Annotated in this window: 14 protein-coding genes; 11 read left to right on the forward strand and 3 right to left on the reverse strand. The window is 73.1% G+C overall.

Going from position 1 to position 17,800, the window contains the following annotated elements:
- Window positions 1-302 precede the first annotated feature (302 nt).
- The 3 genes from AB0D29_RS27730 (at window position 303) to AB0D29_RS27740 (ending at window position 2,656) form a co-directional block, all read left to right on the forward strand.
- On the forward strand, window positions 303-1,466 hold the full coding sequence (locus tag AB0D29_RS27730; RefSeq protein WP_362857952.1) for a glycerophosphodiester phosphodiesterase: 1,164 nt from the start codon (window positions 303-305) through the stop codon (window positions 1,464-1,466).
- Window positions 1,467-1,539: 73 nt separating this feature from the next.
- Entirely contained in the window at window positions 1,540-2,112 is a 573-nt protein-coding gene (locus AB0D29_RS27735) for a sigma-70 family RNA polymerase sigma factor (protein WP_362857954.1), read from the forward strand.
- A gap of 37 nt (window positions 2,113-2,149) precedes the next feature.
- Window positions 2,150-2,656 (forward strand): GNAT family N-acetyltransferase, encoded by a 507-nt coding sequence (locus AB0D29_RS27740; protein ID WP_362857955.1) that lies wholly within the window; start codon window positions 2,150-2,152, stop codon window positions 2,654-2,656.
- Between the two features lie 13 nt (window positions 2,657-2,669).
- Here the strand turns inward: AB0D29_RS27740 and AB0D29_RS27745 are convergent, their stop codons facing one another.
- Window positions 2,670-3,092, reverse strand: coding sequence for a hypothetical protein (locus tag AB0D29_RS27745; RefSeq protein ID WP_362857957.1), 423 nt, complete (start codon window positions 3,090-3,092; stop codon window positions 2,670-2,672).
- Window positions 3,085-3,453 (reverse strand): hypothetical protein, encoded by a 369-nt coding sequence (locus tag AB0D29_RS27750; RefSeq protein ID WP_362857958.1) that lies wholly within the window; start codon window positions 3,451-3,453, stop codon window positions 3,085-3,087. Before AB0D29_RS27750 ends, AB0D29_RS27745 begins: the two co-directional genes overlap by 8 nt.
- Before the next feature lie 578 nt (window positions 3,454-4,031).
- Here AB0D29_RS27750 and AB0D29_RS27755 point away from each other — a divergent pair.
- The 8 genes from AB0D29_RS27755 to AB0D29_RS27790 all read left to right on the forward strand — a co-directional run bounded on the left by AB0D29_RS27755 (window position 4,032) and on the right by AB0D29_RS27790 (window position 16,040).
- The gene (locus tag AB0D29_RS27755; protein ID WP_362857960.1) at window positions 4,032-5,096 is read left to right on the forward strand and encodes an ATP-binding cassette domain-containing protein; all 1,065 of its coding nucleotides are present in this window, start codon (window positions 4,032-4,034) and stop codon (window positions 5,094-5,096) included.
- Window positions 5,093-5,761, forward strand: coding sequence for a methionine ABC transporter permease (locus tag AB0D29_RS27760; RefSeq protein ID WP_362857962.1), 669 nt, complete (start codon window positions 5,093-5,095; stop codon window positions 5,759-5,761). Before AB0D29_RS27755 ends, AB0D29_RS27760 begins: the two co-directional genes overlap by 4 nt.
- A gap of 110 nt (window positions 5,762-5,871) precedes the next feature.
- The gene (locus AB0D29_RS27765; protein WP_362857963.1) at window positions 5,872-6,735 is read left to right on the forward strand and encodes a MetQ/NlpA family ABC transporter substrate-binding protein; all 864 of its coding nucleotides are present in this window, start codon (window positions 5,872-5,874) and stop codon (window positions 6,733-6,735) included.
- A 241-nt stretch (window positions 6,736-6,976) separates the two neighbouring features.
- Window positions 6,977-7,666 carry a GNAT family N-acetyltransferase gene (locus AB0D29_RS27770; RefSeq protein ID WP_362857964.1) on the forward strand — a complete coding sequence of 230 codons (690 nt, stop codon included), beginning with the start codon at window positions 6,977-6,979 and terminating at the stop codon, window positions 7,664-7,666.
- A 76-nt stretch (window positions 7,667-7,742) separates the two neighbouring features.
- A complete protein-coding gene (cbiE, locus tag AB0D29_RS27775) occupies window positions 7,743-8,945 on the forward strand; it encodes a precorrin-6y C5,15-methyltransferase (decarboxylating) subunit CbiE (RefSeq protein ID WP_362857966.1) in 1,203 nt (400 codons plus the stop codon).
- A gap of 274 nt (window positions 8,946-9,219) precedes the next feature.
- Entirely contained in the window at window positions 9,220-12,408 is a 3,189-nt protein-coding gene (gene cobT, locus AB0D29_RS27780; protein WP_362857967.1) for a nicotinate-nucleotide--dimethylbenzimidazole phosphoribosyltransferase, read from the forward strand.
- Window positions 12,409-13,946: 1,538 nt separating this feature from the next.
- Window positions 13,947-15,179 carry a uroporphyrinogen-III C-methyltransferase gene (gene cobA, locus AB0D29_RS27785; protein WP_362857969.1) on the forward strand — a complete coding sequence of 411 codons (1,233 nt, stop codon included), beginning with the start codon at window positions 13,947-13,949 and terminating at the stop codon, window positions 15,177-15,179.
- Window positions 15,180-15,221: 42 nt separating this feature from the next.
- Window positions 15,222-16,040, forward strand: a complete 819-nt coding sequence (locus AB0D29_RS27790; RefSeq protein WP_362857971.1) for an RNA methyltransferase — start codon at window positions 15,222-15,224, stop codon at window positions 16,038-16,040.
- Window positions 16,041-16,069: 29 nt separating this feature from the next.
- Here AB0D29_RS27790 and AB0D29_RS27795 read toward each other — a convergent pair whose 3' ends face one another.
- Window positions 16,070-17,260, reverse strand: coding sequence for a serine/threonine-protein kinase (locus AB0D29_RS27795; protein ID WP_362857972.1), 1,191 nt, complete (start codon window positions 17,258-17,260; stop codon window positions 16,070-16,072).
- Window positions 17,261-17,800: the final 540 nt, after the last annotated feature.

Genomic DNA, 17,800 nt, shown 5'->3' on the forward strand with positions numbered 1-17,800 from the left:
AGGCGCGTACGGAACAACGTGGGCCCTCCGGCATCGAAAAGCGGGTTCTGGCACCCACCACACGGCGGTGGTGCAGGTGAGGACGATACTCGCGGGTCACGTCCGAGCGCACATCGGGTTCACGTGTCGGATACGGAGTGTTGACATACGTTTCCGCCAAGTTCCCCGGATGTGCCGTCGCCGCACCCCCTCCGGCCACCGCCTTTTGCCTACCATCGGCACGCCGATCACGGGCCGCGAGATGCCGAGACCTCAGAGATCCCGGGACCGCGCGCCCGTCACGACGACGAGGAGTGGCACTCATGACACAGGGTGGGGCAGCGCGGCGCACGGTCCTGGGGGCGGCCGTCCTGGCGGCCGGGGCCGGCATCACCGGACTCGCGGCGGGATCCGCGTCCGCCACGAGCGGCGGGCACGGCGGCGGAGGGTACCGGGACCTCCCCTACCCCACGGTCATCGGCCACCGCGGAGCCAGCGGCTACCGGCCGGAGCACACGCTCGGCTCCTACCAGCTGGCACTCGACCTGGGCGCCGACGTCGTGGAGCAGGACCTGGTCCCGACGAAGGACGGGCACCTGGTGTGCCGGCACGAGAACGAGATCGGCGGCACCACCGACGTCGCCGACCACCCCGGGTTCGCCGCCCGGCGCACCACCAAGTCCGTCGACGGGGTCTCCGTCACCGGCTGGTTCACCGAGGACTTCACCCTCGCCGAGCTGAAGACCCTGCGCGCGAAGGAACGTATCCCCGCAGTCCGCCAGCGCAACACGCTCTACGACGGCCAGTGGGCCGTTCCCACCTTCGAGGAGGTGCTGCGCTGGGCCGACCGCGAGGGCAAGCGGCGCGGCAAGCGGGTCTGGCTGCACGTCGAGACCAAGCACCCCAGCTACTTCCGCGGCCTCGGACTCGGCCTGGAGGAGCCCCTCGCCAAGCTGCTGCGCCGCTACGGGCGCGACCGCCGCGATTCGGCCGTCTTCCTCCAGTCCTTCGAGCCCTCCAGCATCCAGCGGCTCTCCCGGCTCGTCTCGGCGCCCCGCGTGGTGCTGCTCTCCGCGGCGAACACGCGCCCCTGGGACTTCGAACAGGCCAAGGACCCGCGGACGGTCGCGGACCTGGTCAAGCCCGAGGGCCTGAAGTGGATCTCCGGCTTCGCCCAGGGCATCGGCCCGACCATGGACCTGATCCTCCCGCGCACGGCGGACGGCCGGCTCGGGACCCCGACCACCCTGGTGAAGGACGCGCACGCGCGCGGTCTGGTGCTGCACCCCTACACCGCGCGCAACGAGAACAGCTTCCTGCCGGCGGAGTACCGCAAGGGCACGGATCCGGCCGCCTACGGCGATGCCCTCGCCGCCTTCCGGACCTACTTCGAACAGGGCATCGACGGGATCTTCACTGACAACCCGGACACCGGACTGCTCGCGGCCGAGGCCTTCCGCCCGGGCCGACGCCCCGTCAACGGCTGAGCGCTGCTTCCCGAACGAGTGGGCCGGGCCCGGCGGGGAAACCGCCGGGCCCGGCCCACTCGTCCCGCCCGGCATGGACCTGCTGAAGGCTGACCTCTTTGAGAAGCTCGGCCCGCTGCTCTCCGCGGAGGCGGCGGCGGAGGCCGCGGGCACCGGGGTGGACGCGGCCGACCTGGAACAAGCCGTCTGGGTCAGGCTGCTGGAGAGCGGCCGGCGCGCCCCCGATCCGGCCGAGCCGGCGGAGCCGGCGCGCTGGCTGCGCCGGGCGGTACGGGCGGAGGCCCGCCTGGCCCGGCGCCGGGCCAGGCGGGAGATCCCGTACGACGGCCCGCCGGCCGGCGACAGCGCGAGCGGCGAACCGGCCGCCGGGCGCGAACCGGCCGCGGGGGCCGAACCGGAAGACGCCCTTCTGGACCGGGAGGTGAACCGCGCACTCCGATCGGCGGTCGCCCGGTTGCCCGGACGCTGTCCGGAGCTGATGAAGGCACTTCTTTCGCCCAGAGACCTCACTTACCGTGAAATCGCAGGAGAGTTGGGTATCTCACAAGGAAGTTTGGGGCCCGTCCGTTCCCGTTGCCTGGGATGTCTGCGCAGAATGCTGGCTGCAGAGGTTGCGGCTCCTGGCCTTCGGGGAAAGGAGCGGTAGACCAACGGGCTACCAGGTGAGCTGGAGGCATGCGCACATGGGCATGAGCGTGACCATTTCGGCGGCGGCTGCCGAGGACGCTGAGCAGATCTTCAAACTGCAGTACCTGGCCTTCCAGCGCGAGGCCGAGCTGTACGGCAACTACCTCATCCAGCCGCTCACCCAGTCCCTGGACTCCCTCAAGGGGGAGCTCGCCACGGACACCGTCCTGGTGGCCCGGCTCGGCGACGAGATCGTCGGCACCGTGCGCGGCAACGTGGACGAGGACGGCACCGGCAAGATCGCCAAGCTGTGCGTCCACCCGCGCCTGCAGGGCCACGGACTCGGCGCGCGCCTGCTGCGCGCGGTCGAGGAGGCCCTCGCGAGCCCCGGCACCACCACGCGCTTCCGTCTGCACACCGGCCACAAGAGCGAGTCCAACCTGCGCCTCTACCGCAAGGCCGGCTACGTCAAGGTCGGCGGCCGCACGGCTTCCGACGGGGTCCAGCTGGTGATCCTGGAGAAGGACGCCAAGGACCCGACCGACTTCGCGGTCAGCGCGTAGCCGTTCAGCGCAGTCAGCGCTTCGTGCGCAGCCAGAGCATCCCGGTGACCGGCAGGATCACCGGGATGAACAGGTAGCCCATCCCGAAGGCCGACCACACGGTCGTGTCGGGGAAGGCGTCGGGGTTCACCAGGGTCCAGGTGCCCACGGCCAGTACGCCGGCGAGCTCGGCGGCGCAGCAGACCAGCGCCGCCTTGCGGGCCGTCTCCCCGCCGCGGACCAACGAGTACGTGATGAACGCGTAGGCCAGCGCCGCCACCGCCGACAGCGAGTAGGCGAGCGGTGCCTTGTCGAACTCGGTGGAGATCTGGAAGGCCGAGCGCGAGACCGCGCCCACCACCATCACCCCGTAGAGCCACACCAGCAGCAGACCGGGCCCGGAGACCAGCCGCTTGCGCCCGGCGGGAGTGGCGGTCTTCGTCTCAGCGTCAGGCACCGGTGGTTCCCCAGATGTCGTAGAGCCGTACTTCGAGGACGGCGAGGACGACCGCGCCGGCGGCCACCGTCACCGATCCCCACCTGGTCCGCTCGGTCAGCGAGAGCATGCCGGCCGCCGGCACCGCCGCGAAGGCGCCCAGCAGGTACGACACGAAGATCACCGTGCCCTCGTCGGGCTTCTCGCCCTGCGCCAGCTTGACCAGGCCGATCACCAGCTGGGCCAGGACCAGCACGGTCACGACGGCCATGCCGATGAAATGCCAGTCCTTGGTCGGCTGGTCCCGCCATGCGGCGTGGCCGCACCAGGCGGCGAGGGCGAGTGCGGCCACGCCGATGGCGACCGTCAGGGCGTCGAGCATGCAGCGAGGGTATTACGGGCCGAAAGACCCGATGCGCGCGCCCCTTCCGGCCGGCCCCGGGCTCCCGCGTCCGCGCGGTGCGAGGACCGTGGTCTTGACCACAACGCCCCCTCCCACCGGACGGTGGACCGGTGCGTCCGTGTGGGGTCAGCAGACCGTGTCGACGCAGGTCAGGCTTGCCGGCGTGGTGCCGGGTGCGGACCGAAGGCGTCCGCTATGCGGGCGGAAGTCGTCCGCTATCCGGACAGCGTTGATCGGTCAGGGGAGACGTCTGCTTTACTTGGGCCCATGACCACGACGAGCAGCCGCACCCTTGCGACCGAGGCGACGATGACGCCCGGTGCTCGTTGTATGTGTCGAATGTGCGCCTTCTGAGGGCCCCTTCCTGAGCCTCGCGCCCCGAAGCGAGACCAGCCGCGCCAGAGCGTCACCCGCTGATGAACAGCACGGCTCACTCCTGCCCCGCGCATGCGTCCAAGTCATCGTTTTCTGATGGTTCGTCCCGTATCGCGTCCCCAGATGTTCGCCCCGTGCACGGCACCCCGCTGCGCCGTGCACTCGACAGCGACGGAAATCCTGTGATCACCACATCGGGCCTCACGAAGGTCTACCAGTCCCGTGGCCGCGAGGTCACCGCCCTGGACGGCGTCGATCTCCACGTCCGCGAGGGCGAGGTCTACGGAGTCATCGGCCAGAGCGGCGCCGGCAAGTCCTCCCTGATCCGCTGCGTGAACCTGCTGGAGCGCCCCACCACCGGCACCGTGAGCGTCGACGGAGTCGACCTCACCGCGCTCGCCGGCCGCGGCCGGCGAGCCGGCAAGGAGCTCCGCGAGGCCCGCAGCCGCATCGGCATGGTCTTCCAGCACTTCAACCTGCTGTCCTCGCGCACCGTCCAGGGCAACATCGAACTGCCCCTGGAGATCCTCGGTGTCTCCGGCCGCGAGCGCTCCCGCAAGGCCCTCGAACTCCTCGACCTGGTCGGCCTCGCCGACAAGGCCAAGGCCTACCCCACCCAGCTCTCCGGCGGCCAGAAGCAGCGCGTCGGCATCGCCCGCGCCCTGGCCGGCGACCCCAAGGTGCTGCTCTCCGACGAGGCCACCAGCGCCCTGGACCCCGAGACCACCCGCTCCATCCTGGGGCTGCTGCGCGACCTCAACCAGCAGCTCGGCCTCACCGTGCTGCTCATCACGCACGAGATGGACGTCGTCAAGACCGTCTGCGACTCGGCCGCCCTGATGAAGAACGGCCGCATCGTCGAATCCGGCACGGTCGCCGAACTGCTCGCCACCCCCGGCTCCGAGCTCGCCGGCGAGCTCTTCCCGGTCACCGGCGCCGCCACCGGCCCCGACCGCACGGTCGTCGACGTCACCTTCCACGGCGAGGCCGCCGCCCAGCCGGTCATCTCGCAGCTCTCGCGCACGTACAACATCGACATCTCGATCCTCGGCGCCGCGATGGACACCGTCGCCGGCCGGCTGATCGGCCGCATGCGCATCGAACTGCCCGGCCGCTACGAGGACAACGTCGTCCCGGTGGGCTTCCTGCGCGAGCAGGGCCTCCAGGTCGACGTGATCGACGAGGCCGAGCAGATCGACGAGATCGACGACGAACTGGCCGCACTGGTCAAGGATGGTGCGAAGTGACCTGGTCCGAGATGCAGCCCCTGCTCACCCAGGGCACGTACGACACCCTCTACATGGTGCTGTGGTCCACCCTGGTGACCGTGCTCGGCGGACTGCCCCTCGGCATCCTGCTCGTGCTCACCGACAAGGGCGGCCTGCTGCAGAACCAGCCGCTCAACAAGGTCCTCGGCGTGATCGTGAACATGGGCCGCTCGCTGCCGTTCATCATCCTGCTGATCTTCCTGATCCCGGTCACCACCGCGGTCGTCGGCACCTTCATCGGCCCCACCGCCATGATCGTCCCGCTGGCCATCGGCGCCGTCCCCTTCTTCGCGCGGCTCGTCGAGACGGCCGTCCGCGAGGTGGACCACGGCCTGATCGAAGCCGTCGAGTCCATGGGCGGCGGCATCCCCACCCTCGTCGGCAAGGTGCTCCTGCCGCAGGCCCTGCCCTCGCTGGTCGCCGGTGTCACCACCACCGTCATCACCCTCGTCGGCTACTCCGCCATGGCCGGCGCCGTCGGCGGCGAAGGACTCGGCTCCAAGGCCATCACGTACGGCTTCCAGCGCTTCGAGACCGGCTTCATGATCGCCACCGTCGCGGTCCTGATCGTCCTCGTCACCGCGATCCAGCTGATCGGCGACGGCGTCGTCCGCCTCCTGGCCCGCCGCGGCCGCACCGCCTGACCGGCCCGCCGGCCACCCCCGACTTTCCCACCCCACAGAGCCCGCACTTGTCGTGCTTGGGCCACCACCAGCAAGTCCTCGGTACTTGTTCAGCAAGAAAGGCACTCTTCGTGCGTAAGAACATCAAGCTCACCGCCCTCGCCGCCACGGCCACCGCGCTCGCCCTCGGCCTCACCGCCTGCGGCAGCTCCTCGGACCCGTCCTCCACCAAGGCCGACGGCGGCAAGGCCGACGAGAGCAAGCCGCTCGTCATCGCGGCCTCCCCGAGCCCGCACGCCGACATCCTGAACTTCGTCAAGAACAACCTCGCGGCGAAGGAAGGCCTCAAGCTCGACGTCAAGGAGTTCACGGACTACGTCCTGCCGAACACCGCCACCGAGCAGGGCCAGGTCAACGGCAACTTCTTCCAGCACAAGCCGTACCTCGACGACTTCAACAAGAAGAACGGCACCCACATCGTGCCCGTCGTGAACGTGCACCTGGAGCCCCTCGGCCTCTACTCCAAGAAGGTCAAGGCGATCGCCGACATCAAGGCCGGCCAGACCATAGCCGTCCCCAACGACACCACCAACGAGGGCCGCGCGCTGCAGCTGCTCGCCGCGAACAACCTGATCACCCTCAAGGAGGGTGTCGGCACCAGCGCCAAGCTGTCCGACATCACCGACAAGAAGGGCCTGGAGTTCAAGGAGCTGGAGGCCGCCACGGTCCCGCGCGCCCTGAACGACGTGGACGCCGCCGTCATCAACGGCAACTACGCCATCGAGGCCAAGCTGTCGCCCGCCAAGGACGCGCTGATCCTGGAGAAGGCCGAGGGCAACCCCTACGCCAACTTCCTCGCGGTCAAGGACGGCAACCAGAACGACCCGCGGATCCAGAAGCTCGCCAAGCTCCTGAACTCCGACGAGGTCAAGAAGTTCATCGAGGAGAAGTACCAGGGCTCGGTCATCCCGGCCTTCGGCACCCCGGCCTCCTGAGCCGGCGGGCCGACAGCCCCCAGGGCCCGGCCCCGCGGTCAGGAATCTCGGCCCCGCACGCCCCTGACGGCGCGCGGGGCCGAGCTCTGCCCGCTTCCGGGCAACCCGGCCCTGCACATCCCCCGGTCGATGCTGCATGCTGTGGCCTACGACCCGTTAGAGGTGGTCCCGCATGAACGGTCCCTCACCACGGTCGCATCGCACCACGGTCGCACCACGTTTCTCAGGCATGGAGCTGCGCATGACTACCACCTTCCCGGACGTCACCATCAGCACGGACCGGCTGGTGCTGCGCCCCTTCGAGGAAGAGGACGTCACCGCGCTCACCGAGATGATGAACGACGAGTACGTCACCGCCTGGACCACCGCGGCGCACCCCTACACCCACGCCGACGCCCATGCCTGGGCCACCCGGGACTCCCACGCCGAACGGACCGAGGGCCGCGGCATCGTCTTCGCCGTCACCGAGTTCCTCACCCAGCGCCTCGTCGGCATCGTGCACCTCCAGAACACCAACTGGCACACCCGCGCCACCGAGGTCGGCTACGTCACCGCCCCCTGGGCCCGCGGCGAGGGCTACGCCAGCGAGTCCGTACTGGCCGTCGCCCAATGGCTCTTCCGCGACCAGGGGTTCGAGCGCCTCGAACTGCGCACCGCCGCCGACAACACCGCCTCCCAGCAGGTGGCCCAGAAGATCGGCTGCATCAGCGAAGGCGTCCTGCGCAACGCGTGGATAGTGCGCACGCAGACCCCCGACGGCGGCTGGACCGACACCCGCACCGACCTCATCATCTGGAGCCTCGTCCCCGAGGACCTCGACGAAGGCGACGGATACGACGGCTACGACTCCTACGACGGCTACGCGGGCAGCACCGCCTTCGGGCAGCGCGCCGACGCGCACGGCCGCACCGTCGGCGCCGACTGGAACTGAACCTATGACCGGGTAGTCTCACCGTGCCCGCCCCGACCACACTTCGCCCCGCCCCCACACCAGGAGACTGACGACGATGGCCGACCGGGTCACGGTGATCGGCTGGGACGGTTCGCCCCTGACCGCGGCCGCCCGGTCCGCGCTCTCCGCCGCCACCCTCGTGGCCGGCGCCGCGCACCACCTCGCGCTCCCCGAGGTCCCGCCCACCGCCGAACGCATCCGCCTCGGCAGCCTCGGCCTCGCCGCCCGTCGCATCGCCGGCCACCGCGGCACCGCGGTCGTCTTCGCCGACGGGGACCCCGGCTTCTTCGGCGTCGTACGCACCCTGCGCGCCCCGGAGCACGGCCTGGAGGTCGAGGTGGTCCCGGCCGTCTCCTCCGTGGCCGCCGCCTTCGCCCGCGCCGGCATGCCCTGGGACGACGCCCAGGTCGTCGTCGCCCACCCCCGCACCCTGCGCCGCGCCGTCAACGTCTGCCGCGCCCACGCCAAGGTCGCCGTCCTCACCTCGCCCGGCGCCGGCCCCGCCGAACTCGCACTGCTCCTCGACGGAGTCCACCGCACCTTCGTCGTCTGCGAGGAACTCGGCACGGACCGCGAGCAGGTGAGCGTCCTCACCTCCGACAAGGCCGCCGACCACAGCTGGCGCGACCCCAACGTCGTCATCGTCATCGGCGGCGGCGGACAGGCCCCGGCCGCCGACCCGGGCTGGCTGCTCGGCCAGAGCCCCGCCCTCTCCGCCGACCGCGGCTGGGCCCGCCCGCAGCCCGACACGGGTGAAGGGGAGTCGGCGCAGCTGCGCGCCGCCCAGCTCGCCCGGCTCGGACCGCGCCCCGGCGACCTCGTCTGGGACATCGGCGCCGGCTCCGGCGGCGTGGCCGTCGACGCCGCCGCCCTCGGCGCCGCCGTCATCGCCGTCGACGCCGACCCGCGCGCCTGTGAACGCACAACTGCCGCCGCCCGCAAGCGCGGAGTGCAGCTCCAGGTCGTCGCCGGGCGCGCACCGCACGTACTGGAGAACCTGCCCGAGCCCGACGTCGTCCGCGTCGGCGGCGGCGGGGCCGAGGTCGTCGCGGCCGTCGCCGACCGCCGCCCCGAACGGATCGTCAGCCACGCCTCCACCCGCGACGAGGCGGAGGCCATCGGCCGCGCCCTCACCGAACACGGGTACGCCGTCGAGTGCGCCCTGCTCCAGTCCGTCGCCCTGGACCCCCGCACCTGGGCCGAACAGGACCGTTCCGTGGTGTTCCTCCTGTCGGCAGAACGCCCTGTGACCCGCTGAGACGAGGGCCGGGGTAGGCTGGCCGATCGTCGTACTGCCTCGACGTTTCGGGCATCGCGACACCGCCGGAACGCGCGACGTGGCGCAGTCCACAGAGGACCGCGGCGGTTATGGCCGCCACGATGGCTAACGGGCGCGACAATGCTTAGTGGTTGTCGTGCAGGCGGATGTGAGACGGACCCGTCGCACGCCGGCCCCGCACGGCAACTCCGCTTGGAGGCCTCGTGGGCGACCGGGCGACCGACGAGGCAGAACCGATGGGCGAGGGGTAAGCATGACTGACACCGGCCAGGTACCGGGCGAGGGTCTCCCGGACAGCGCGGGCATGGTGGATCAGCAGGGCGTCCCCGCTCCGGTCCAGATCCCGGCACCGATTCCCGGCGGCTACGCCTTCCAGGACCTCATGGACAACCCGGCCGAGCCGGAGGATGAGGAACTGCTGCTGATGCCGAGCGGCCAGGGCGCGTGGAGCGACCCGCAGGTCGTCCCGCCGGCCCCCGTCTTCCCCGTGGACCCCCAGCTCCCCGAGCCGCCGGTGTACACCGACGCGTCCTACGGCGCCGGGCCCGGGTACCCCGAGGCCCCGGCGTACCCCGAGCCGGCCGGGTTCCCCGAGCCCGCCGCGTACCCCGGATTCCCCCAGTCCTCCTTCCCCGACGCCGGGTACAGCGCGGGTGCGCACGAGGCGGGCGGCCGTGACTCCGGCGCGCTCGACCTCGGCGGGCTCGTCGTCCCGCCGCCGGCGGCAGCCCCCGCCGCTCCGGTGGCCCCCGCGGCCCCCGTCCGCCGCCCGCTGCACATGGGTCCGCCCGTGCCCGAGGCCACCGGCGGGGTCGTACGTTCCCTCGCGGACCGCGGCCCGGCCGCGGCCCCCGCTCCCGCCGCCCCGATGGCCGCCGTGCTGACCACCCCGGTGGCGCCCGTTCCGCTCCGCCAGGCGGGGCCGCCGACCACGGGCCCGGAGTACCTGGACGTCCCGCGCGCGGAGGCCGTCGCGTCCCCCGCCCCGCAGCCGGGCGAGATCCCGCCGCAGGCCGGGGCCCCCTGGGCAGCGGAGCCGGTGGCCGCGCCCGAGCCGGTGGCCGCGCCCGAGCCGGTGGCGGAGGCCGAGCCCGTGCAGGCCGTCGAGCCCGCGCAGCCGCCCGTGGAGCCGGAGCCGCTCGCGGTCCCCGCAGAAACGGTGGTTCAGCCCGAGCAGCCCGAGCAGGCCGAGCAGCCCGAGGTCGTCGTGGCCGAGGCGGCGCCCGCGGCAGCCGAGCCCGTCCAGCCCTCCGAGCCGGTCGAGCCCGTCGCTTCCGTGGAGCCTGTTGCGCCGGAGCTGATCGAGGTCGCCCCGGAGCCCGTCGCCCCCGTCGAGGCCGTCGCCGCCGAGCCGGTCCAGCCCGAGCCCGTCGAGGCCCAGCCGGAGCCGGTCGCCGCGGTCGAGGCGGTCGAGCCCGTCGCGGTCGAGCCCGTCGCTCCCGTAGAGCCTGTCGCGCCGGAGCTGATCGAGGTCGCCCCGGAGCCCGTCGCCCCCGTCGAGGCCGTCGCCGCCGAACCGGTCCAGCCCGAGCCGCTCGAAGCGCAGCCCGAGGCCGTCGAGCCGGAGCCGATCGAGGTCGCGCCGGTCGAGGCCGTCGCCCCCGAGCCGGTACAGCCGGAGCCCGTCGAGGCCCGGCCCGAGCCGATCGCCCCGGCCGAGGCCCAGCCCGAAGCCCAGCAGGAGGCACTCGCCCCCGCCGAGCACGCGGGCGACCCGGCCCCCGCCTACGACGACGCCGAGCGCGAGGCCGTCCTGCGCGTCATGCGCGAGCGCCGCGACATCCGCAAGGGCTTCCGTACCGACCCGATCCCGCACGAGGTGCTGCTCCGCGTCCTGGAGGCGGCCCACACCGCACCCAGCGTCGGCCACTCCCAGCCCTGGGACTTCGTCGTCATCCGCTCCGCCGAGACCCGCCGGACGATGCACGAGCTCGCCCAGCGCCAGCGCGAGGCCTACGCGAAGTCGCTGCCCAAGGGCCGGGCGAAGCAGTTCAAGGAACTCAAGATCGAGGCCATCCTCGACACCCCGGTGAACATCGTCGTCACCGCCGACCCCACCCGCGGCGGCCGCCACACCCTCGGCCGGCACACCCAGCCGCAGATGGCCCCGTACTCCTCGGCCCTCGCCGTCGAGAACCTCTGGCTCGCCGCCCGCGCCGAGGGCCTCGGCGTCGGCTGGGTCAGCTTCTTCGACGAGCGCGAGATGGTCCGCGCGCTCGGCCTGCCGGAGCACCTGGAGGTCGTCGCCTACCTGTGCGTCGGCTACGTCGACGAGTTCCCGGAGGAGCCCGAGCTGGCCCAGGCCGGCTGGTCCCAGCGGCGGCCGCTCTCGTGGGTCGTCCACGAGGAGACGTACGGGCGCCGCGCGCTGCCCGGCGAGGAGCCGCACGACCTGCTCTCGGAGACGGTCGCCAGCATCCGCCCGCTCGACGCGAAGGCGCTCGGCGAGGCGTGGGAGCGGCAGAAGCGCATGACCAAGCCCGCCGGGGCCCTGGGCATGCTGGAGATCATCTCCGCGCAGCTGTCCGGCCTCTCGCGGGTCTGCCCGCCGCCGATCCCGGAGCCGGCCGCGGTCGCGATCTTCGCCGGTGACCACGGGGTGCACGCCCAGGGCGTCACCCCCTGGCCCCAGGAGGTCACCACGCAGATGGTGGCCAACTTCCTGGGCGGCGGCGCGGTCTGCAACGCGTTCGCGAACCAGGTCGGCGCGGAGGTCTGCGTGATCGACGTCGGCGTCGCCGGCGACCTCCCGGCCACGCCGGGCCTGCTCCCGCGCAAGGTCCGCCCGGGCACGGCCGACCTCTCGGTCGGCCCGGCGATGACCCGCGAGGAGGCGATCGCGGCCATCGAGGTCGGCATCGAGACGGCCCGCGACCTGGTGGCGGCGGGCAACAAGGCCCTCCTCACCGGTGAGATGGGCATCGCGAACACCACGGTCTCCGCCGCGCTCATCTCGGTCTTCACGGGCGTCGACCCGGCGGAGGTCACGGGCCGCGGCACCGGCATCAACGACGAGACGCACGCCCGCAAGGTCGAGGTCGTACGCCGCGCCCTTGACCTCCACCAGCCGGACCCGGCGGACCCGATCGGCGTCCTCGCCGCCATCGGTGGCCTGGAGCACGCGGCGATCGTCGGCCTGCTCCTGGGCGGAGCCTCCCTCCGCACTCCCGTGATCCTGGACGGCGTCAGCGCGGGCGCGGCCGCCCTGGTGGCCCGGGCCATCGCCCCCGAGTCCCTCTCGGCGTGCATCGCGGGCCACCGCAGCGCGGAGCCGGGGCACGTGGCGGCCCTGAACAAGCTCGGCCTGCGCCCCCTGGTCGACCTGGACCTCCGCCTCGGCGAGGGCACGGGCGCGCTGCTGGCCCTCCCGCTGGTCCAGAGCGCGGCCCGCGCGATGCACGAGGTCGCCACCTTCGACTCGGCCGGCGTCACGGAAAAGTAACCCGCCACCATTCCTGGCGGGCCTGGATTGCGCGCGGCGGCGCGGCTGCTGGTTGGCCGGCTGCGCCTGACTGCCCGGGACTCCGCCCCAGACCCCGCGCGTCAATCGCCGGCGAGGCTGGATTTGTGCGAGCCCGGATTGTCCGGGGCGGGCGGCGGCTGGGTAAACGGGTGCGCCTCACCGCCCGGGGCTCCGCCCCGAACCCCGCGCCTCAAACGCCGGCGAGGCTGAATTGTGCGAGCCCAGATCATCCGGGGCGAGCCCAGATAGTGCGCGGCGGGGCGGCTGGGTGCGGCTCACTGCCCGGGGCTCCGCCCCGAACCCCGCGCCTCAATCGCCGGCGGGGCTGGAGTGTGCGCGGCGAGGCTGAACCGTGCGCGGCGAGCCCGGATTGTCCGGGGCGAGCCCAGATGGTGCGCGGCGGGGTGGGCTGCTGGGTGGGCGGGTGCGGCTCACTGCCCGGGGCTCCGCCCCGGACCCCGCGCCTCAAACGCCGGCGAGGCTGGATGGTGCGCGGCGGGGCTGAACTGTGCGCGGCGAGCCCAGATGGTGGGCGGCAGGTCGGCGGTTGGGTGGCCGGGTGCGGCTCACTGCCCGGAGCTCCGCCCCAGTCCCCGCGCCTCAAACGCCGGCGGGGCTGGATGGTGCGCGGCGGGGCCGGGTGGTGCGGGCGAGCCCGGATGGTGTTCGGCGAGGGTGGTTGGCAGCGAGAGCCTGGATGGTGGGCGGCGAGGCTGGATTGTGCGCGGCCAGTCCGGACCGGCCGGCCAGTCCGGACTGGCCGGAGGGGAATCGGCTGGCTGGTGGGTGTGCCGTGGGGTGGGGACACTCCGGGGCGTCCCCGCAGGTCGAGCGAACCCATCGCCGGGCAACGGGCCGGTCAGGCCAAGGGTTCGCGAGCCGAGGAGACGCCCCGGAGGGGCACCGCCCCACCGCGAAGCCGCCCCCCTGAACCCGGCCTCACGGCCGAGACCCCGGTCCCGGCACCGCCCCACCGCGAAGCCGGGCCCCCGGATGCCAGGCTCAGGGCCGAGATCCCGGGTAGGTGCCAACCCCGACCCGACCCAGACAAGGGTGCCGGGCCGGGGGGTAGGGCATCGGCCCGCGTGGCTCGGCACCGCACCGCCCCACCGCGAAGCCGCCCCCCTGAACCCGGCCCCACGGCCGAGACCCCGGGCCCGGTACCGCCCCACCGCGAAGCCCGCCCCCTGAACCCGGCCCCACGGCCGAGACCCCGGGCCCGGTACCGCCCACCGCGAAGCCACCCCCCCCCGGGACACCGGGCTTACAGCTGCGACCTCGGGTGACCCGAGCCGGGCAGGGCCGCGCCCCGCGCAATTCGGCCTCGCCGGCGATTGAGGCGCGGGGTGCGGGGCGGTGCCCCGGCGGGTTGGGCATGGGACCCGTCCGCGCTGCGGGACGGCCCGCGCCGTATGGTGGACCAGCACCGCATCACCGCACGTCAGTACCCCGCCGCTCCAGCGCCGCAGCGGCACTCAAGAGCACCGCACCGCCGCCCCCCAGGAGCCGCAACCGCCATGGCCGACACCCCCGCCTACCCCGTAGGACTCCGACTCGCCGGCCGCCGCGTCGTCGTCATCGGCGGCGGCCAGGTCGCCCAGCGCCGCCTCCCCGCGCTCGTCGCGGCCGGCGCCGACGTCCTGCTCGTCTCGCCCTCCGCCACCCCCTCCGTGGACGCCATGGCCGAGACCGGCGAGATCCGCTGGGAGCGCCGCCGCTACGAGGACGGTGACCTGGCCGGTGCCTGGTACGCGCTCATCGCCACCCGGGACCGGGCCGCGAACGACGCCGCCTCCGCCGAAGCCGAGCGCGAGCGGATCTGGTGCGTGCGCGCCGACGACGCCGAGGCCGCCACCGCCTGGACCCCGGCCACCGGCCGCGTGGAGGGCGTCACCGTCGCCGTGCTGAGCGGCAACGACCCCCGCCGCTCCGCCGCCGTCCGGGACGCCGTCGTCGAGGGGCTGCGCGACGGCACCCTCACCGCCGCCCGCCCCCGCACCCCCGGCGTCTCCCTCGTCGGCGGCGGGCCCGGCGACCCCGACCTCATCACCGTGCGCGGCCGCCGCCTCCTCGCCGAGGCCGACGTGGTCATCGCCGACCGGCTCGGCCCCCGCGACCTGCTCGACGAGCTTCCCCCGCACGTCGAGGTCATCGACGCAGCGAAGATCCCGTACGGCCGGTTCATGGCCCAGGAAGCCATCAACAACGCGCTGATCGAGCACGCCAAGGCCGGCAAGGCCGTGGTGCGGCTCAAGGGCGGGGACCCGTACGTCTTCGGCCGCGGCATGGAGGAGCTCCAGGCGCTGGCGGAGGCGGGCATCCCGTGCACCGTCGTGCCCGGCATCTCCAGCTCCATCTCGGTGCCCGGCGCCGTCGGCATCCCGGTCACCCACCGGGGCGTCGCCCACGAGTTCACCGTGGTCAGCGGGCACGTCGGACCCGACGACGCGCGCTCCCTCGTGGACTGGGCCGCCCTCGCAAAGCTCACCGGCACCCTGGTGATCCTCATGGGCGTCGACAAGATCGGCCTGATCGCCGAGGCGCTCGTACGGCACGGCCGCGCGGCCGACACCCCCGTCGCGGTCGTCCAGGAGGGCACCACCGCCACCCAGCGCCGGGTGGACGCCACCCTCGCCACGGTCGGCGAGCGGGTCCGCGCCGAGGAGGTCCGCCCGCCGGCCGTCATCGTCATCGGCGAGGTCGTCCGCGTCAACGCCCCCGGAACCAGCGCCCCCAGCACCAGCGCCTGACAGGCCGTTGGCACCGCACCCAGGACAAGGCAGTATCACCCTGTGGCTGATCTCATCACCGTCGAGGACCCCGACGACCCGCGCCTGCGCGACTACACGGGCCTGACCGACGTCGAACTGCGGCGCAGGCGCGAGCCCGCCGAAGGACTCTTCATCGCCGAGGGCGAGAAGGTCATCAGACGCGCCAAGGACGCCGGCTACGAGATGCGCTCGATGCTGCTCTCGGCCAAGTGGGTCGACGTCATGCGCGACGTCATCGACGAACTCCCGGCTCCGGTCTACGCCGTCAGCCCGGAGCTCGCCGAACGCGTCACCGGCTACCACGTGCACCGCGGCGCCCTCGCCTCCATGCAGCGCAAGCCGCTGCCCACGGCCGAGGAGCTCCTGGCCACGACCCGCCGCGTGGTCGTCATGGAAGCGGTCAACGACCACACCAACATCGGGGCCATCTTCCGCAGCGCCGCCGCCCTCGGGATGGACGCGGTGCTGCTGTCCCCGGACTGCGCGGACCCGCTCTACCGCCGCTCGGTGAAGGTCTCCATGGGCGCCGTGTTCTCCGTCCCGTACGCCCGTCTGGAGGCCTGGCCCAAGAGCCTGGACTCGGTGCGGGAGGCGGGCTTCAAGCTGCTCGCCCTGACCCCGCACGAGAAGGCCTCGCCGATCGACGTGGCCGCGCCGCAGTCCCTGGACCGGGTCGCTCTGATGCTCGGCGCCGAGGGGGACGGTCTGTCCACGCAGGCGCTGGTCGCCGCCGACGAGTGGGTACGGATCCCGATGGCGCACGGCGTGGACTCGCTGAACGTGGGCGCGGCCGCCGCCGTCGCCTTCTACGCCGTGGCCCAGGGCCGCGAGACGGCGTAGCGACGGCCGGCGGCCGGCGTGCGGCCGGCCTAGAGCTTCTGGGCCGCGGCGATGCCCAGCGCCACGATCAGCGTCACCAGGACGAACACGATCAGCCGCTGCCGCATCAGCCGCGGGTCGGGCCGCGACGGCCGCCGTCCGGTCCCCGTCGTCCTGGGCGCCGGGCGGCCGCCCGTACGGCCCGAGGTCGGCCTGGAGGACGGGCCGCCGGGATTGCGCGGATTGCGGGAGGACGAGGGCCGCGAGTGCGGCCCGCCCGGGGATCCGCCGGGGGCCCGGGGCGTGGTGGAGCCGCCCGTACGACGCTCCGTGCGCTGCTCGGCGTAGTCCTCGGGGAGCCGGCCCGTCGGCCGCTCGGTCCGGGCCCGCTGCGCCGGCGGGCGGGCCTCCGACAGCCCCTGTGCCTCGCGGGCCGCGATCTCCTTGAGCCGCATCGACAGCTGGAGCGTGCTGGGCCGCTCCTCGGGATCCTTGGCCAGGCAGGCCCGTACGAGGGGCGCCAGCGCGTCCGGGACCCCCTGGAGGTGCGGCTCCTCGTGCACCACGCGGTAGAGCATGACCTCGGAACTGCCGTGCCCGAAGGGCGAGTCGGCGGTCGCCGCGTAGGCGAGGGTGGCGCCGAGGGCGAAGACGTCCGTGGCGGGGGTGACGGCCGCGCCCCGCACCTGCTCGGGCGCGAGGAAGCCGGGGGAGCCGACGGCCGTACCCACATGGGTGAGCGTGCTCGCCCCGGTGGCCCAGGCGATCCCGAAGTCGATGATCCGCGGGCCCTTGGGGGAGAGCAGGATGTTCGAGGGCTTGAGGTCCCGGTGGACGACCCCGGCCTCGTGCACGGCGACCAGTCCCTCGGAGAGCGCGGCGCCGACGGCGGCGATCTGCGCGGCCGTCAGGGGGCCCTCCTCGGCCACCTTGTCGTGCAGCGAGGGCCCGGGTACGTACTGGGTGGCGAACCACGGCCGCTCGGCCTCCAGGTCCGCGGCCACCAGCCGCGCGGTGCATCCGCCCCGGATGCGACGTGCGGCGGACACCTCGCGGGCGAACCGCGAGCGGAACTCCTGGTCCTCGGCCAGGTCCGGCCGGATGACCTTGAGGGCGACGCGCTGCCCGCGCCGGTCCGATCCCAGGTAGACCACGCCCATGCCGCCGGCACCGAGCCGCCGGTGCAGTCTGAACGAGCCGACGACACGCGGGTCCTCGCGCCGGAGCCGCATCATCGCCATGTCCACCCCGCTGACCGGTCGTCCTGTTGACGTGGCACAGCTTACGGACCATCCGGCATGCGTGCTCAGAGGCCGCGCCCTCGCCGTGGGATTCGATTGTCAGTGCGGCACAGCACACTTGAGGGAGCATCAGGGGCGTCGGACGGCCGTGCGGAGCGCGTGCTCGGCACGGCCAAACGGCCCTCGGATCAAGGGGATTGAGCCCTGGGAGCGGGTGCGGGAGCGCCCGGGCGCACCCGTACGCCGACCACGCGCGAGTGGATCTTGCCGAGGGCCGGTGGACGGACACGCATCAACAGGGAGTGACGGAAGTGAGAGAAGTCACTACCCTCCGGTCATCCCCTCCGGGAAGACCCCGACAGCGGGGGAGCGGCCTCCACCCAGGGGAGTACACGGACGAGGCCCCGTCATCCTCCTGGAGGCCCGGCAATGGGTACGAAGGCATGAGGCCAGGGGCCGTCCGCCCGCCTAGTGTTGAAGACAAGCGGCGGGTGGCGCACTCGTCCCCCGAGGTCACAAGCCCGCCGCTGCCAAACGACA

This window comes from Streptomyces sp. NPDC048424 (assembly GCF_040651555.1).
Lineage (GTDB): Bacteria > Actinomycetota > Actinomycetes > Streptomycetales > Streptomycetaceae > Streptomyces.

Excerpts from the sequence above, each read along its gene's own strand:
- AB0D29_RS27735 (WP_362857954.1), top strand. The coding sequence starts at position 1,540 with ATGGACCTGCTGAAGGCTGACCTCTTTGAGAAGCTCGGCCCGCTGCTC.
- AB0D29_RS27730 (WP_362857952.1), top strand. The coding sequence starts at position 303 with ATGACACAGGGTGGGGCAGCGCGGCGCACGGTCCTGGGGGCGGCCGTC.
- AB0D29_RS27770 (WP_362857964.1), top strand. The coding sequence starts at position 6,977 with ATGACTACCACCTTCCCGGACGTCACCATCAGCACGGACCGGCTGGTG.
- cobA (WP_362857969.1), top strand. The coding sequence starts at position 13,947 with ATGGCCGACACCCCCGCCTACCCCGTAGGACTCCGACTCGCCGGCCGC.
- cbiE (WP_362857966.1), top strand. The coding sequence starts at position 7,743 with ATGGCCGACCGGGTCACGGTGATCGGCTGGGACGGTTCGCCCCTGACC.
- AB0D29_RS27740 (WP_362857955.1), top strand. The coding sequence starts at position 2,150 with ATGGGCATGAGCGTGACCATTTCGGCGGCGGCTGCCGAGGACGCTGAG.
- cobT (WP_362857967.1), top strand. The coding sequence starts at position 9,220 with ATGACTGACACCGGCCAGGTACCGGGCGAGGGTCTCCCGGACAGCGCG.
- AB0D29_RS27750 (WP_362857958.1), bottom strand. The coding sequence starts at position 3,453 with ATGCTCGACGCCCTGACGGTCGCCATCGGCGTGGCCGCACTCGCCCTC.
- AB0D29_RS27795 (WP_362857972.1), bottom strand. The coding sequence starts at position 17,260 with ATGGCGATGATGCGGCTCCGGCGCGAGGACCCGCGTGTCGTCGGCTCG.